The sequence below is a fragment of the Microthrixaceae bacterium genome, assembly GCA_016702505.1.
Taxonomy (GTDB): domain Bacteria; phylum Actinomycetota; class Acidimicrobiia; order Acidimicrobiales; family Iamiaceae; genus Aquihabitans.
In genome coordinates this window covers 24557-39247 of sequence record JADJDU010000013.1, presented here as the reverse complement: position 1 = coordinate 39247, position 14691 = coordinate 24557, and the positions used below count along the sequence as shown (strand labels likewise).

General features: G+C 68.5%; 13 protein-coding genes. 7 read left to right on the top strand and 6 right to left on the bottom strand.

Features of this window, described 5'->3' with window-relative positions; all coding sequences use genetic code 11:
* Nucleotides 1–1065: a prenyltransferase gene (locus IPG97_13735; protein ID MBK6857570.1), complete on the top strand. Its 1065-nt coding sequence runs from the start codon at nucleotides 1–3 to the stop codon at nucleotides 1063–1065.
* 19 nt (nucleotides 1066–1084) lie between these two features.
* Nucleotides 1085–1846: a DedA family protein gene (locus IPG97_13730; protein MBK6857569.1), complete on the top strand. Its 762-nt coding sequence runs from the start codon at nucleotides 1085–1087 to the stop codon at nucleotides 1844–1846.
* Nucleotides 1847–1887: 41 nt separating this feature from the next.
* Here IPG97_13730 and IPG97_13725 read toward each other — a convergent pair whose 3' ends face one another.
* Nucleotides 1888–2877, bottom strand: coding sequence for a hypothetical protein (locus IPG97_13725; protein ID MBK6857568.1), 990 nt, complete (start codon nucleotides 2875–2877; stop codon nucleotides 1888–1890).
* Nucleotides 2878–2956: 79 nt separating this feature from the next.
* Between IPG97_13725 and IPG97_13720 the strand changes: the two genes are divergently transcribed.
* Both IPG97_13720 and IPG97_13715 read left to right on the top strand, forming a co-directional pair.
* Nucleotides 2957–3361, top strand: a complete 405-nt coding sequence (locus IPG97_13720; protein ID MBK6857567.1) for an SCP2 sterol-binding domain-containing protein — start codon at nucleotides 2957–2959, stop codon at nucleotides 3359–3361.
* Complete coding sequence (locus IPG97_13715) at nucleotides 3362–4198, top strand: Fpg/Nei family DNA glycosylase (protein MBK6857566.1); 837 nt, start codon at nucleotides 3362–3364, stop codon at nucleotides 4196–4198. It abuts the gene before it with no gap.
* A 25-nt stretch (nucleotides 4199–4223) separates the two neighbouring features.
* On the opposite strand, the gene IPG97_13710 is transcribed toward IPG97_13715, so the two are convergent.
* Nucleotides 4224–5213 (bottom strand): malate dehydrogenase, encoded by a 990-nt coding sequence (locus tag IPG97_13710; GenBank protein ID MBK6857565.1) that lies wholly within the window; start codon nucleotides 5211–5213, stop codon nucleotides 4224–4226.
* A 149-nt stretch (nucleotides 5214–5362) separates the two neighbouring features.
* On the opposite strand from IPG97_13710, the gene IPG97_13705 reads away from it, so the two are divergent.
* Genes IPG97_13705 through IPG97_13695 form a run of 3 tightly spaced genes read left to right on the top strand, consistent with a single transcriptional unit; the run spans nucleotide 5363 to nucleotide 9610 of the window.
* On the top strand, nucleotides 5363–8320 hold the full coding sequence (locus IPG97_13705; protein ID MBK6857564.1) for a DEAD/DEAH box helicase: 2958 nt from the start codon (nucleotides 5363–5365) through the stop codon (nucleotides 8318–8320).
* Entirely contained in the window at nucleotides 8320–9042 is a 723-nt protein-coding gene (locus IPG97_13700; protein MBK6857563.1) for an SWIM zinc finger family protein, read from the top strand. Before IPG97_13705 ends, IPG97_13700 begins: the two co-directional genes overlap by 1 nt.
* Nucleotides 9017–9610 carry a hypothetical protein gene (locus IPG97_13695; GenBank protein MBK6857562.1) on the top strand — a complete coding sequence of 198 codons (594 nt, stop codon included), beginning with the start codon at nucleotides 9017–9019 and terminating at the stop codon, nucleotides 9608–9610. Before IPG97_13700 ends, IPG97_13695 begins: the two co-directional genes overlap by 26 nt.
* A gap of 39 nt (nucleotides 9611–9649) precedes the next feature.
* On the opposite strand, the gene IPG97_13690 is transcribed toward IPG97_13695, so the two are convergent.
* The 4 genes from IPG97_13690 to guaA all read right to left on the bottom strand — a co-directional run bounded on the left by IPG97_13690 (nucleotide 9650) and on the right by guaA (nucleotide 14682).
* Nucleotides 9650–10585, bottom strand: coding sequence for a hypothetical protein (locus IPG97_13690; protein MBK6857561.1), 936 nt, complete (start codon nucleotides 10583–10585; stop codon nucleotides 9650–9652).
* 289 nt (nucleotides 10586–10874) lie between these two features.
* Nucleotides 10875–11168: a hypothetical protein gene (locus IPG97_13685; GenBank protein MBK6857560.1), complete on the bottom strand. Its 294-nt coding sequence runs from the start codon at nucleotides 11166–11168 to the stop codon at nucleotides 10875–10877.
* The gene (locus tag IPG97_13680) at nucleotides 11150–11716 is read right to left on the bottom strand and encodes a hypothetical protein (GenBank protein MBK6857559.1); all 567 of its coding nucleotides are present in this window, start codon (nucleotides 11714–11716) and stop codon (nucleotides 11150–11152) included. Before IPG97_13680 ends, IPG97_13685 begins: the two co-directional genes overlap by 19 nt.
* Nucleotides 11717–11997: 281 nt before the next feature.
* Nucleotides 11998–14682, bottom strand: coding sequence for a glutamine-hydrolyzing GMP synthase (gene guaA, locus IPG97_13675; protein ID MBK6857558.1), 2685 nt, complete (start codon nucleotides 14680–14682; stop codon nucleotides 11998–12000).
* Nucleotides 14683–14691 lie beyond the last annotated feature (9 nt).

The window sequence follows — 14691 nt, the reverse complement described above, 5'->3', positions numbered from 1 at the left end:
ATGTCCGACACCAGGCTCCCCACCGTCGACGGCATCATCACCGGCGCCCAGGTCCAAGCCACCGTCGATGCCATCGCCGAGTGGCAGCTCCCCTCAGGCATGATCCCGTGGGTGCCGGGCGGTCACGCCGACCCGTGGAACCACGTGGAAGCGGCCATGGCCCTGGCCATCGGTGGTCGCATCGCTGAGGCCGAACGGGCCTATGAGTGGCTGGTGGACATCCAACGACCCGACGGCGCCTGGCACCAGTACTACGTGGAGGACGGCATCGAGCAGGACAAGCTCGACGCCAACATGGTCGCCTACATCGCCGCCGGTGTATGGCACCAGTGGCTCATCACCGCAGACCGCGGCTTCGCCGAGGAGATGTGGCCCACCGTCGAACGGGCCATCGACTTCGTGCTCGAACTCCAAGAGCCCCGAGGCGAGATCCTGTGGGCCCGTCACGCCGATGGCACCCCGTGGCCCTTCGCCCTGCTGACCGGATCCTCCAGCATCTGCCACAGCCTGCGCTGTGCGGTGGCACTTGCCGGGCTGCTCGGCCACGAGCGACCCGACTGGGAGCTTTCGGCCGCCCGCCTCGCCGACGCCATCCGCCACCACGAGCCCGACGCCTTCGCCCCCAAGCACCGCTGGGCCATGGACTGGTACTACCCGGTGCTGGGCGGGGTGCTGCTCGGCGATGTGGGCCGCGAGCGCCTGGCTTCACGCTTCGACACGTTCGTGGACGATGAGCGCGGCGTGCGGTGTGTCAAGGACCGTCCGTGGATCACCGTGGCCGAGACCTGTGAGTGCATGATGGCCCACCTGGCCGTCGGCGAACGCCAGACGGCCGAGCGACTCTTCACCTGGGCGCAGCAGTACCGGGTCGATTCAGGCCGGTACTGGACCGGAACCGTCTTCCCCGACCTGAGCCGCTTCCCCGCCGACGAGCAGTCGACCTACACGGCCGCGGCGGTGGTCATGGCCGCCGACGCACTGGACGGGACCGGCCCGGCATCGGCGCTGTTCGCCGACCACGACGCCGTACTGCCCCCGCTGCTCGACATCGACAGCCCGGCCTGACCTCAAGGGTGACCCGCAAATGATTCTGGCCGGGCTCAGCGACTTCCTCACCGGTGACCTCACCGACTGGGTCATAGACGTCATCGACGCCATGGGCTACCTAGGCGTGGCCTTCCTGGTGGCGCTAGAGAACCTGTTCCCGCCGATCCCTTCCGAGGTCGTGCTCCCAGCAGCCGGGATCTGGGCTCACGACGGGGGCCGCGGTGCCGTCGAGCTCATCGGCATGATCGTGGCCGCCACCATCGGTTCGGTGGTGGGAGCGTGGGCCCTGTACCTCATCGGGGCTGGCATCGGAGAGGACCGGCTTCGCGGATTCGTGGCCCGATGGGGCCGCTGGTTCGGCGTCAAGGAGAAGGACTTCGACACCGCTGATGCCTGGTTCGACCGCCACGAAGAGCTGGCGGTGCTCATGTGTCGCTGCGTGCCGTTGGTGAGGTCGGTGGTGTCGGTGCCGGCCGGGCTGCGGCGCATGAACCCGTTGCGGTTCACCCTCTACACCGCCATCGGATCAGGGGTGTGGAACGTGGCCCTGATCATGGTCGGCTACTTCGCCCGAGAGCGCTGGGACACCGTCCAATCGATCATGAGCTACGCCCAGTACGTGGTGGTGCTGGCCATCCTCGGTGCTATCGGCTGGTTCGTGTGGCGACGCATCATCCTCGTTCGCCTCCATCCCGAAGACGCCGATCCAGAACTGGTACCACCCGACCTCATCGACGACGTCGAAGAGATCCGCCGCCGTCAGGGCGCCGGACAACCCACCGAGACCGACCAGACCTGAGCCTTCGCTGCTGCGACCGGCAAAGCCGATCTCCGCAGGTCTCAGTCCGGGAGGTTCCACTCCACCCAGCCGTGGCCGGTCCTGCCGTCGACGGCCGTGAACCGACACCACGCCCGGGGGAACCGGCTGTAGCGACCATCCGAAGCGGACAGCCCCACCGGGGCGAAGGCCACCGGTTCCACGGCCAAGTCCAGATCACCGACCTGCCATCGTCCCGGTCCCGGCAAACCCGGTGCCCTCAGGTCCTCCTGGTGACCGACCACGTCGACCGCGGTCATCTCCCACTCTCCGCCGCCCTCGCGCACGGCCAGATCGGGCCGAGGGACCTGGATGTAGCCGGTGCCGTAGAGGTCCAAACCTTCGATGCGGACGCTGGTGCCGTGGAACCGGGTCCCGTCGTTCAGCCAACCGGCCATCCAACTCCACGAGTACGTCCACCAGTCCCGCGCCCCCCACGAGTGGTCACGCTGGCCCCAACCGTCGAGGTCGATCGTCTCGCCGGCCAGCAGGATCTCACCGTGCACCCGGCACGGAACCTCGTAGCGGGTGGTGCCCGGGTAGGCGTAGATGCCGCCGGACGTCTCCCACTCCAAGTCGAGGCCGAATGGCACCCGGTTCCCTCGCAGGTCGCCGTACACCGCGGTGGGGTCCTCGACCTCGACGGCAAAGGCCTCCACCCCCACCGAAACATGATCGAGGGGGGTTTCGACGTTGTAATCACACCACAACCCCTCGGTGCGGATCTCCAGACCCTGGCGAGGCAAGGCGATGTCGTGATCGATCACTGTCACCAACGGGCGGCCTTCACCCACCAGGCAGGCCCAGTACCAAGCGATCCCCTGGTTGGGGTAGAGGCCCAGCCGGACGTAGGCGGCCACGCCGGCGTCGGGGTCGACGGCGTCGAGGTACCAGCTCTCGCCCCACAAGTCTTCGGGCCCGGGCTGGTGAACCCCTTCATCGGCTGGCGGAACCCGGTCGAAGCGATCGGCGGGTGGTGCCTGATCGGCGGGGGAATAGGGATCCACGGTCACAGACGGACCGTAGCTCCAACCCGGAGCCGTTGAACTCGAACGGCGGGCGATGGCCGACCGTCGCGTTAGCGTCGGGGCCGTGGTCGCGTTCTTGTCAGCCGAGTGGATCTCCGCCCTGCACGAGGTCGCATCCGGTGATGCCGCCCTGGCCGACCACACCGCCAACATCGGGCTGGTGATCGAGCAGCGGGTGACGATGGGTGGAGACGGCGCGCCGGTTGTGTTCCACCTCTCCTTCGACCACGGCGAGGTGACGGTGGCCGCCGGTCCAGCGACCAACGCCACCGTCACCTTCACCCAGACCGAGGCCACCGCTCGCGCCATCGCGATGGGTACGGCTTCGGCGCAACGGGCGTTCATGACCGGCGAACTACGAGTCGGTGGAGATCTACGCGCCCTGGTCGACACCCAAGAGGCACTGGCCGCACTCGCCGATGTCTTCGCCTCGGTGAGGGATCGCACCGACTTCGGACCGGAGATCTAGATGCCCGAGCTCCCCGAGTTGCAGGCCCACGCCGAGCGGCTCACCGAGGAGTTCGGCGGCACCACCATCGACCGGTTCCGTCCCATCACCTTCACCGCGCTCAAGACCGCGCTCCCCGATCCGGCCCAGGCCAACGGTCATCCGCTGGAGCGAGTCGGTCGTCGAGGCAAGTACCTCACGTTGGACGCGGGTCCGGTCACCTTCGTGGTGCACCTGATGCAGGGCGGGCGCCTCAAGCCCGATCCCAAACAGACGGCCAAGCCCCGAGGGGGTATCGCCCGTTGGACCTTCGAGGACGGCAGGGCGCTGCTGCTCACCGAACCCGGCCACGAGCGCAAGGCCGGGGTGTGGGTGGTGAGCGGAGACATCGAGACCCAGGACCCGGTCCTAGGGCTCGGTCCCGACGCCGACACCGTCGATGTCGCCGCCCTTTCCGACCTGCTGACTGCCCACCCCATGCGCCTTCACGGGTTCCTTCGAGACCAGCACATCATCGCCGGCCTGGGACGCCGGCTGGCCAACGAGATCTGTCACCGGGCCCGGCTTTCGCCCTTCGCCGCCACGGCCAAGCTCCCGCCGGCCGAGGTCGGCCGACTGAGCACCGCTATGGGCGAGTGCCTCGACGAGTCGCTCACCGAGGAACGGGCGCGCTCGGACATGTCCTCATCCGCGCAGCGGACATCCCAAGTCCACCACCGAAGCGGTGAGCCGTGCCCGGTGTGCGGCGACACCATCCGAGCCGTGGAGTACCGGGCCTACACGGTGGCCTACTGCCCCACATGTCAGACCAGCGGCAAGATCCTGGCCGACAACACCACCAGCCGGTTCCTCAAGTAGCGAACCGGCCGGTGGTGTGCTGGCCTCAGATCAGGCCGAGTTCCTTGACGGCATCGCGCTCATCGGCGAGCTCTGCGGCGCTGGCGTCGATACGGGCACGGGAGAAGTCGTCGATCTCCAAGCCCTGGACGATCTCCCACTGGCCGTCCTTGCACACACAGGGGAACGAGCTCATGAGGCCTTCGGGCACGCCGTAGCTACCGTCGGAGGGAACCGCCATGGACACCCAGTCGCCGTCGGGGGTACCAGCCACCCAGTCGTGTACATGGTCGATGGCGGCGTTGGCGGCCGACGCGGCCGAAGACAGACCCCGGGCCTTGATGATGGCGGCACCGCGCTGTTGGACGGTGGGGATGAACTCACCCTCCAGCCAGGCCTGATCGTTGACGGCCTCTGCGGCGTTGCGACCAGCGACCTCGGCGTGGAACAGGTCGGGGTACTGGGTGGCCGAGTGGTTGCCCCAGATCGTCATCTTCTTGACGTCGTTGACGGTGGTGCCGGTCTTGGCTGCCAGTTGGGCCATGGCCCGGTTGTGGTCGAGACGGGTCATGGCCGTGAACTGACGGGGGTCCAGCTCCGGAGCGTTGTTCATGGCGATCAGGGAGTTGGTGTTGGCCGGGTTTCCGACCACGAGAACCTTCACGTCACGGCTGGCGCTTCGCGACAGGGCCTGACCTTGAGTGGTGAAGATGGCGCCGTTGGCAGCGAGGAGGTCGCTGCGCTCCATGCCTTCCTTGCGGGGCATCGATCCAACCAGGAAGGCGATGTCGGCGTCACCAAAAGCGACGTCGGGGTCGTCGGTCTTGACGATCGACGAGAGCAGCGGGAAGGCGCAGTCGTCGAGCTCCATGGCCACACCTTCGAGGGCACCGAGGGCCGGCGTGATCTCGAGCAGTTGCAGCGAAACCGGCTGATCAGGGCCCAACACCGCTCCGCTGGCGATGCGGAACAGGAGGCTGTAGCCGATCTGGCCAGCGGCTCCGGTTACAGCGATGCGGACGGGCGACTTGGACATCTATGTGCTCCTGGGGGCGATGGGACCTGAACGGACAAGGGTCGAATTCACCCTATCCAGCCCCACCATCGCCGTTTCCATCCAGAAACCCCCAGGTTCGGACCTCTATCCCGATCGCAACAGCCGTGGCTTTCCCTATCCTCGACCGGATGGCCTCTCCCGACCTACTGCTGTCGGTGCCCGGACTCGAGGCCGTGTTCGTACCGGGTAGACCGGCCCGCAGCGGGGAGCTGGCGCTGTGGCACCCGACTCGCAGTCCAGGCTCTTTCAGCCGCACCGTCGAGCTGGTCCTCCCCGCTGGATCCAGCGTCCGCCAGCGTTCCGTTCCAGCCACCTTCGTTCCCCTGACCCGGGTGCTCGACGAGCTGATCGCCCTGCCCGCCGGAGCGACGTCGGGACCTTCGGTCCACGGTTGGGCCCGGGCTGCCCGTGCCGCCCTGGGTCCGATGGCGAGAGGCCGCCTGGTCCCCATGATCGACGAGGACGGGGTCGACGGCTGGCGGATCGGCCCGCTGGACCCCTCTGACCTGGCCCTGCGTGAGGCGATCGCCGACACGCTTCCCCCAGCCGCCCACGCCCGAGCCGTGGAGGGGACCGCGCCCCGCCGGATGGCATCGCCACGCTGGCTGGTCGCCCGGTTCTGGGACGCCATCGCCGATGCCTACGTCCGCACCGCGGCCGCCCCCATGGAAGCCGGCCACGATGCCTACGCCGTTACCACCGCCACCCCGCTAAGGGTGGTCACCGCCGATCGCAGCAGCGGACACGACGGCGAGTTGGGGCGCTGGCTGGCTGGCACCGCGTCCTCGATCAACGCTCGGGCCAGCGTCTCACTCCGTCTGGAAGCAGGTGGAGCACTGGCCATCGGCGACACCGACGTCCCCGACCACACCGATGTTCCCGACGAAACCGGCGGAGAGGGCCATCACGACCCCGAGGACATGGACAGGTTCAGGGCGGTGGTCGAGGTGGGCAGCGTCGCCGACCGCAGCCTCGTCCTCGATGCCGCCGATCTCTGGGACGCCCCCAGCGAAGTGCTCGACCGATTTGGGCCCACCGTCGAAGACGACCTCCTAGTGGTCCTGCACCGGGGGAGCCGAGTGTGGCCACCGCTCGGTCGCCTGCTCGATCAGGCTCGGCCCACCGACTTGGACCTGAGCGGCGAAGAGGTGGGCGACCTGCTGGGCCCGGTGACCGAGACCCTGGCCGGGGCAGGCATCGAGGTGCGTTGGCCCAAGACGGTCCTTCAGGGGGTAGAGCTCAATCCGGTGGTGTCATCGGACTCCTTGACCGCTGATCGGGCCGGGACCATGTCGTTCACCGGCCTGTGTGAGCTGAGCTGGTCGGCATCCATAGACGGTGAGCCGCTCACTCCTGCCGAGGTCGCGGCCCTGGTCGAAGCCAAGCGAGGTGTGATCCGCTTGCGGGGGCACTGGGTGCGCGCCGACCCCAGCCGGCTGGCCCGGCTTCGCCAACGACGCACGGTTTCAGCCGGAGAGGCCCTTGCCGTGGCTCTCGGTGGTGAGCTGACGGTCGACGATGAGTCGATCCCGGCCGAGGTCCACGGTCCCCTCACCGGCCTGGCCACCCGTCTGGCCGACCTGGCTGCCGGACATGCCGATGGAGGCCACCGAGGTAGATGGCAGGCACCGCCGGGGCTCAACGCCACGTTGCGGCCATACCAGCTAGACGGGGTGACATGGCTGACCGAGATGGCCGAGCTGGGCCTGGGCGGGGTGCTCGCCGACGACATGGGCCTAGGCAAGACCGTGCAGTTCCTGACCCTGCACCTGACCCGCGCCCACGCCATGGGCGCGGATCGTCGACCGACGCTGGTGGTGTGCCCGGTATCGGTGCTCGGCAACTGGTCCCGCGAAGCCGCCCGTTTCGCCCCAGACACCCCCGTCGTCCGGTACCACGGGGTCGACCGGTCACTCGGCGAGCTCGCTGCCGATTCGCTGGTCCTCACCACCTACTCGGTCCTTCGCCGTGACGTGGCCGTACTGGCTGGGCTGGAGTGGGGTCTGATCGCCGCCGATGAAGCCCAGGCCATCAAGAACCCGCTGTCTCGAACCGCCCGGGCACTCCGCCAGGTTCCGGCCCCGGCCCGTTTCGCGCTCACCGGAACACCGGTGGAGAACCGCCTGGTCGACCTGTGGTCCCTGCTCGACTGGACCACCCCCGGGCTGCTCGGCCCACTCGACACGTTCCGCCGCAAGGTCGCCGTTCCCGTCGAACGAGATCGAGATTCCGAGGCGGCGGCTGCCCTCAACCGGCTCGTCCGCCCCTTCTTGTTGCGCCGCCGCAAGTCTGATCCCGAGATCGCCCCCGACCTACCGCCCAAGACCGAGACCGACGAGGTCGTTCCCCTCACCACCGAGCAGAGAACCCTCTATGAGGCCATGGTCAACGAGACGCTCGACCAGGTGGCCCAAACCAAGGGGATCGCCCGCCGAGGTCTGGTGCTCAAGCTGCTCACGGGGCTCAAACAGATCTGCAACCATCCCGCCCAGTTCCTGCACCAGGACGGGGCCAGCCCCGGCGAGCTGGTCGGTCGATCAGGAAAGTTCGACGCCACCACCGAGCTGATCGACACCCTCTGCGACGAGGGGGATTCGGTCCTGGTCTTCACCCAGTACCGAGCTATGGGCCACCTGTTGACCCGACACCTAGACCGACCGGGTCGGGCCGCACAGTTCCTCCATGGCGGCGTACCCGAGGCGGCCCGCCAAGCGATGGTCGACCGGTTCCAGGCCGGCGACATCCCGATCTTCGTGATCTCGGTGAAGGCCGGGGGCACCGGACTGAACCTGACCCGCGCCACCCACGTAATCCATTACGACCGTTGGTGGAACCCCGCGGTCGAGGATCAGGCCAGCGACCGAGCCTGGCGCATCGGCCAGGACCGGCCCGTGCAGGTGCACCGGCTCATCTGCGAGGGCACGGTCGAGGACAAGGTGGCTGGCCTGCTGGCCGACAAGCGGGCGCTGGCCGACGTGGTGGTCACCTCCGGTGAGGGCTGGATCTCAGATCTGGGTGACGACGATCTCCGGCTCCTGGTGTCGCTCGGCTCCGAAACCGAACCGACTCCGGGAGGTGACCGCTGATGGCCCGCCAGTTCGGGAACACGTGGTGGGGTCAGGCCTGGGTCGAAGCGCTGGAGAAACGGGCCGACCTCGACCCCAACCGGCTGCCCCGAGGCCGCACCTACGCCCGACAGGGAAACGTCAACCGAGTGGAGCTGGAGCCGGGTCGGATCACCGCGCTGGTCCGCGGCTCGCGGGTCCTTCCGTACCGAGCGACGATCGGGGTCCGTACCTTCGGCGACGACGAGTGGGAGCGTCTCCTCGATGCCCTGGCGGCCAGGGCTGGCCATGCCGCGGCGCTGCTCGACCACGAGCTCGTACCTGGCGTCATCGACGACGCCCGAGCCAACGGGGTGGAACTGCTTCCGGTGTCGGGCGACCTGGTACCGCGCTGCTCGTGCCCGGACCACGCCGACCCGTGCAAGCATGCCGCCGCCGTCTGCTACGTGGTGGCCGATGCCGTCGACGCGGACCCCTTCGTGCTGTTCACGTTGAGGGGTCGCCATCCCGATGCCCTCCTAGGCGCAGTTCGGTCTCGCCGCCGCGGTGGTGCGGGACCTGGAGCGAGTGAGAACCCAGCCGCGGGCACAACCGAGGGCGGCTCAGGCTCAGGCTCTGGTTCTGGCTCAGGCTCTGACTCAGGGGCCGGGGCCGGGGGCCGAGGGTGGGACGCTGGTCGATCCGGGGGTGACGGCCCGGACGGCCTGGCAACAGTGGTTGGAGCGCTCGAGCGAAGACCGTGACGTTGCACCACCGCCACCACCGCCACCGCCCGACTCCCCCGGAGACCCAACACCGTGGGCGGCGGACCCACCGGCCGACGCTCCGTTCACGGCTGCTGGTCTGCGCGTCCTGGCGTCCGATGCTGCCGAGAGGGCATGGTCGCAACTGACCCGGGGAACCGAAAGCGGCTTGCAGCTCAGCGTGGCTGCCGACCTGGCCCGTCGGGCGGCCCGGCGGGTCGACCAGGGTCTACCCGTGATCGATTTGGCTCGGGCCGCCGGCGAGACCCCCACCAACCTCACAGCCCGCGCCGCCCTGTGGCGTCACGCTGGCCCCGATGGGGTCTCCGAGACCGACGACGGCCGATGGCGTCCGGCCCCCACCGTTATCGATGCCGGGGTCCGGGCCTTCACCGACGCCGGGATCGATACGTCCGAGGTTCAGGTCCGCTCAAACCGGATCACGGTAGGAGACGTGCAGCTCCGGGTGACCGCGGATGGTCGATGGTGGCGCTATGAGCGGCGGGGCCGGACGTGGGACCTGGTGGAGGCTCCGTCCACCGATCCGACCGACTTGGTCGGTGGCTGAGCTGACGCCGCTTCCGACCCGACCGATTTACCTGGCCGGTCAGAACCGGTTGACGAGGTGTTGGGCGACGCGTCGGCGGGTGTCCGCATCGAGGTGCAGCGGGGTGAAGAGCTGGTCGATCAGGTCGCGCGGGGTGGTGATGGCGATCCCCGCCAGGTTGAAGGGATCATCGAACCAACCCGGAACCGTGCCTTCGAATACCAGCGCCCCACGAACCGGGACCCGTTGGAACGGGGAGTCGAACAAGAGCCCGCTGATCAGAGACGTGCGGCCACCGACCACGTTCAACAGCTCCGATCCTCCGTGACCCCCCAGGAAGCCTTTCTCCACCGGACGTTCGGAGTCTCCCATGCCGTCGACCACCCAGATCCCACTGGGGGCCACCACGATGGCTTCGTTCTCAACCTGGGTCCCGCCCCACGGCCGCGAGTGGATGATCTCGAGCCCGTGAGGCCGAGCGGCCTCGAGGGCCCGGTGGATGGCGCTGGTTCCGGCTTCGGTTTCTGCAATCTCGCGCTGTGCCTCCACGCCGGCGGCCAGCGACGGACCCACCTGGGGGAGCTTTGTGCGTCGCCACCCGTTGCCGCTGCGAGCAGGGGGCTGCGCCGGTGCCGGCAGCGGTGGGGTCAGGCGAACCTCGGACTGTTCGGGGCGAGGACCCTGGTCTTTCGCCGCAGCGTCCAGCTCACTGGCCTGCCGAGCGCGGTCCAGCTCTGCCCGCGCCGCCCGTTCCAGGTCGAGCCGTCGCTCCTCGGCGTGACGCATGGCGGCGCGCTCCCTTTCGATGAGCGCCTGGTCGACCTCCTTGCCGACGGCCTCCCGCTCGGGGCTATCGGCAATGCCGTCGCCCTCGAACGGCGTCACCGGGTCGGGGTGGGCCAGCCGGGGCCGGGGCCGGTCCGGGATGGTTGGGGCCGGTCCGGCCGCGTCCAAACCGTCGGGTGTATCCGCGGACGGCGGCACCACCGGGGCCACCGGCGCCGACGCTGCGGTCCCGATCTTGTGACAACTCGGGCAGACGGTGCGCTTGGTCTCTTCGTCGTGCCATGCCTCCGAACGAGGTGGAAGCTTGCTGGAGCAGACCGAGCACACGGCGCGATGACGGAGTTGAACGAGCTGCACGTGACTATCGGCCAGGTCGGGAAGAGGTCGGTGGCCGTAACGACATTCCCGAAACGCTAGCGCCCGCCCCGGCCGTCTCCGACCCACCCCGAATCGAACCCCGCCGCAAGGCTCCACCTTTCGGTGGAGCGAGGATTGGTCGTCAGCCCCGACCCCACAAGGTGAGACGGGCGACGGGAAGGAAGCCCAGTCGCAGAAACCCTGGTCGGGTCAGGTCGTTGGTGTAAGCAACAGCGGGCAGCCCCGGCCCGTCGGCCAAACGGGCCTGGACCAATGCCTGCCACACCCCTCGCCGCCGTGCTGCCGGCAGGGTGGCGGCCATGGCCAGGTTCACAACCCCATGAGACACGTAGCTGAGCCCAGCCGCAACCGGCGTCCCATCCAGCCAGGCGATCCGTAGGGTGCACCCGGTGTCGATCACCCCGGCAGGCAGCACGGATCCTGGCTCGGGGCGAGACGATGGATCACCCGGCTCCCCACTGGGTACCCGTCGATCACCACGTCTTCGGCACGAGCCACCCCATCTCGGTCGTTGACGACCTCGATCTCCAGACCCTCGGGTCTACTCGGCACCGACAGGACCGGCGACTTGGCCACCAGGACCGGATGCCCGTAGAGCACCCATCCCCGATGCCACAGGTCTGCGGTGGGCCACAGCGAGAGCAACGTGGTTCCATCTATTGACGATCCGAAGAAGTCCTCTATCTCGTCGTACACGGGATCATCGCTGCGAGGCGCGGGGCGAGCCAGCACCGCCTGGTTGAGATAGGGAACGGCGCTGCGGGAGTCGGCCAGGTTCGCCCCCTCCACCGCTACCGCCCGTCCCCCGCCCGCCAACGCCAGCCTGGCGTTCAGCTCGGACTGGCTGTTCAGGAACTGTTCGAGGATGGTGTCATCGGGACCGGTTTCCCTCCATGCTCGCCGCCACCGGCCCGCCGACAGGTCGACCACCGCCTGGTCCTGCATCCGAGTGGTCAGAGCCATGGCGCCCACCTCCGAGGTGAGGGCCCCGCCCCCTGCGGGGCCTCGCCCTCTGATCATCCGCGAACCCACCGAAAACCGCAAGCAGTGATCAGGATCGACCCTTCAGCACGCACCGTGCCGACCAAAGCTGGTCCTCACCGCGAAGCGGTCACTCCCACTCGATCGTGCCCGGCGGTTTCGATCCAGGGCCCGAGCGGCCCGTTCGACGAAGTCGAACAAGAGCGGGAGAGACGTGTCGGAGGACGTGACATCGGCTCCGCCCCCCGCTCACCGCGAAGCGGTCACTCCCACTCGATCGTGCCGGGAGGCTTCGATGTCACGTCGTATGCGACGCGGTTTACTCCGGGGACCTCGCCGATGATGCGCTGGCTCATGCGTTCGAGCAGGTCGTAGGGGAGGCGGGCGAAGTCGGCGGTCATGGCGTCTTCGGAGGTGACGGCGCGGATGATGATCGGGTACCCGTAGGTTCGTTCGTCTCCCATGACCCCGACGCTGCGGATGTCGGGCAGCACGGCGAAGGCCTGCCAGATCTCGCGCTCGAGGCCGGCGGCGCGGATCTCTTCACGGACGATGGCGTCGGCTCGTTGGAGGACGGCCACCTTGTCGGGGGTTACCTCGCCGATGATGCGGACGCCGAGTCCGGGACCGGGGAACGGTTGGCGCCACACGATCTCGTCGGGCAGACCCAGTTCGGTGCCCACCTTGCGGACCTCGTCCTTGAACAGGAGGCGCAGGGGTTCGACCAGGTCGAACTGCATGTCGTCGGGGAGGCCACCGACGTTGTGGTGGCTCTTGATCTTGGCGGCCGACGCGGTGCCGCTCTCGATCACGTCGGGGTACAGCGTGCCCTGCACCAGGAAGCGGGCATCTTCGATGCCGCCGGACACATCTTCGAAGATGCGGATGAACAGCTCGCCGATGGCTTTGCGCTTGTCTTCGGGGTCGGTGACGCCGGCCAGCTTGTCGAAGTAGCGGTCTGCGGCCCGGACGTGGATGAGCTCTATGCCCTGATGGCGTTGGAAGGTCTCGACGACTTGGTCGCCTTCGCCTTCTCGCATGAGGCCGGTGTCTACGAACACGCAGGTGAGCTGGGGGCCGATGGCCTTGTGGACCAGGGCGGCGGCCACCGCCGAGTCCACGCCACCAGACAGGGCGCAGATGACCCGGGCCGTACCGACCTGTTCGCGCACGGCGGCGACCTGGGTGTCGATGAGCGACCCCATGGTCCATGCCGGGGGGCAGCCGCACACGTCGTAGAGGAAGTGCTCGAGCACAGCCTGGCCGTGAGGAGTGTGGACGACCTCGGGGTGGAACTGCACGGCGTGGATCCGGCGCTCCACGTGCTCCATGGCCGCCACCGGGATCTGAGCGGTGGTGGCGGTGATGGTGAACCCGTCGGGGACTTCGGCGATGGAGTCGAAGTGGCTCATCCACACCTGCTGGTGGGCCGGTTGGCCTCCGCCGAACACCACACCGGGGTGGACCACGTCGAGATCGGTGCGGCCGTACTCGCCGACACCGGTGTTGGCGACGGTGCCGCCCAGCTGCTGGGCGATGAGTTGCGCGCCGTAACAGATACCGAAGATCGGGATGCCCAGGTCGTACACCCCAGGGTCCATGGCGGGGGCGCCTTCGACGTGTACCGACTTGGGGCCACCGGAGAAGATGATCCCGGCCGGTCGGCGGGCGGCCACCTCCGCCGCGGTGATGGTGTGGGCGACGATCTCGCTGTAGACGTGGGCTTCACGTACCCGGCGGGCGATGAGCTGGGCGTACTGGGCGCCGAAGTCGACGACGAGGACCGGGCCAGCGCCGACGGGTCCAGCGGATGCGGGGACGGCCGGCGCTGTCATCGGGGTCACCGGGGTGACGGTGAGCTCGGCTCGTTGGAGCTCTTTAAGCGACGGGGTGCCGCAGGTGGCCATGGTCCGGCGGAGGGCACCGGCCAGGTTGGTGCGACCGTCGGCCCGGTGGGCAGGTCCGACCAGGACCTCCTCGATCGTGCCCACCGAGGGGGCGGGAACCACCGAGGATCGGGGCAGGTCGGCGTGGCCGCTGTTGATCCCCCAGTGCCAGCCCTGTCCGGGGGCATCTGACGCCGCGGCCAGGGGGGAGCCGATCATCACGGCGTCGGCACCGCAGGCCACAGCCTTGGCGATGTCTCCGCCGGTGGTGATCGAACCATCGGCGATCAGGTGCACGTACACACCCGTCTCGTCGAGGTGGCGCATGCGGGCGGCGCGGGCATCGGCGATGGCGGTGGCCTGGGCTGCGCCGACCCCGAGCACCTCACGGGTGGTCGAGGTGGCACCCGATCCGACTCCGACCAGGATGCCCGCGGCGCCGGTGCGCATCAGGTGGCGGGCCGACTGGTAGCCGGCACAGCCGCCCACGATCACCGGGATGTCGAAGCGTCGGACGAACGTCTTGAGGTTGAGCGGGTCACCGTCGCGGGTGACGTGTTCGGCGGAGACCACGGTTCCCTGAATCACGAGCAGATCCAGCTCGGCGGCCAGAAGGGTGTCGGCGAAGGCGGCGAGGCGCTGGGGGGTGATCGCCGCGCACGACACCACGCCGCTGGCCTTGATCTGTTTGATCCGATCCCTGATCAGCTCGGGCTTGATCGGCTCGGCGTACATCTCTTGGAGGCGGGAGGTGGTCATGGCATGACCGGCGCCTGCGATCTCGGCCAGGAGGGGTTCAGGGTCGTCGTAGCGGGTCCACAAACCTTCTAACGCCAGGGTGCCCACGCCGCCGAGCGACCCGACCGTGGCGGCGCTGGTGGGGCTGGTCACGCTGTCCATGGCCGCGGCCATGATCGGAAGGTCGAAGCGGAAGGCGTCGATCTCCCATGACAGGTCGACGTCCTCGGGGTCGCGGGTACGCCGGTTGGGGACCAGGGCCACGTCGTCGAGCGCGTAGGCCCTCCGCCCGCTCTTGCCCATGCCGATCTCGATCTCAGCCACGGTGCTGGT

What these genes read in the sequence shown, in the direction of transcription:
- IPG97_13735 (MBK6857570.1), top strand. Translation starts at nt 1, where the DNA reads ATGTCCGACACCAGGCTCCCCACCGTCGACGGCATCATCACCGGCGCC.
- IPG97_13730 (MBK6857569.1), top strand. Translation starts at nt 1,085, where the DNA reads ATGATTCTGGCCGGGCTCAGCGACTTCCTCACCGGTGACCTCACCGAC.
- IPG97_13715 (MBK6857566.1), top strand. Translation starts at nt 3,362, where the DNA reads ATGCCCGAGCTCCCCGAGTTGCAGGCCCACGCCGAGCGGCTCACCGAG.
- IPG97_13710 (MBK6857565.1), bottom strand. Translation starts at nt 5,213, where the DNA reads ATGTCCAAGTCGCCCGTCCGCATCGCTGTAACCGGAGCCGCTGGCCAG.
- IPG97_13705 (MBK6857564.1), top strand. Translation starts at nt 5,363, where the DNA reads ATGGCCTCTCCCGACCTACTGCTGTCGGTGCCCGGACTCGAGGCCGTG.
- IPG97_13700 (MBK6857563.1), top strand. Translation starts at nt 8,320, where the DNA reads ATGGCCCGCCAGTTCGGGAACACGTGGTGGGGTCAGGCCTGGGTCGAA.
- IPG97_13680 (MBK6857559.1), bottom strand. Translation starts at nt 11,716, where the DNA reads ATGGCTCTGACCACTCGGATGCAGGACCAGGCGGTGGTCGACCTGTCG.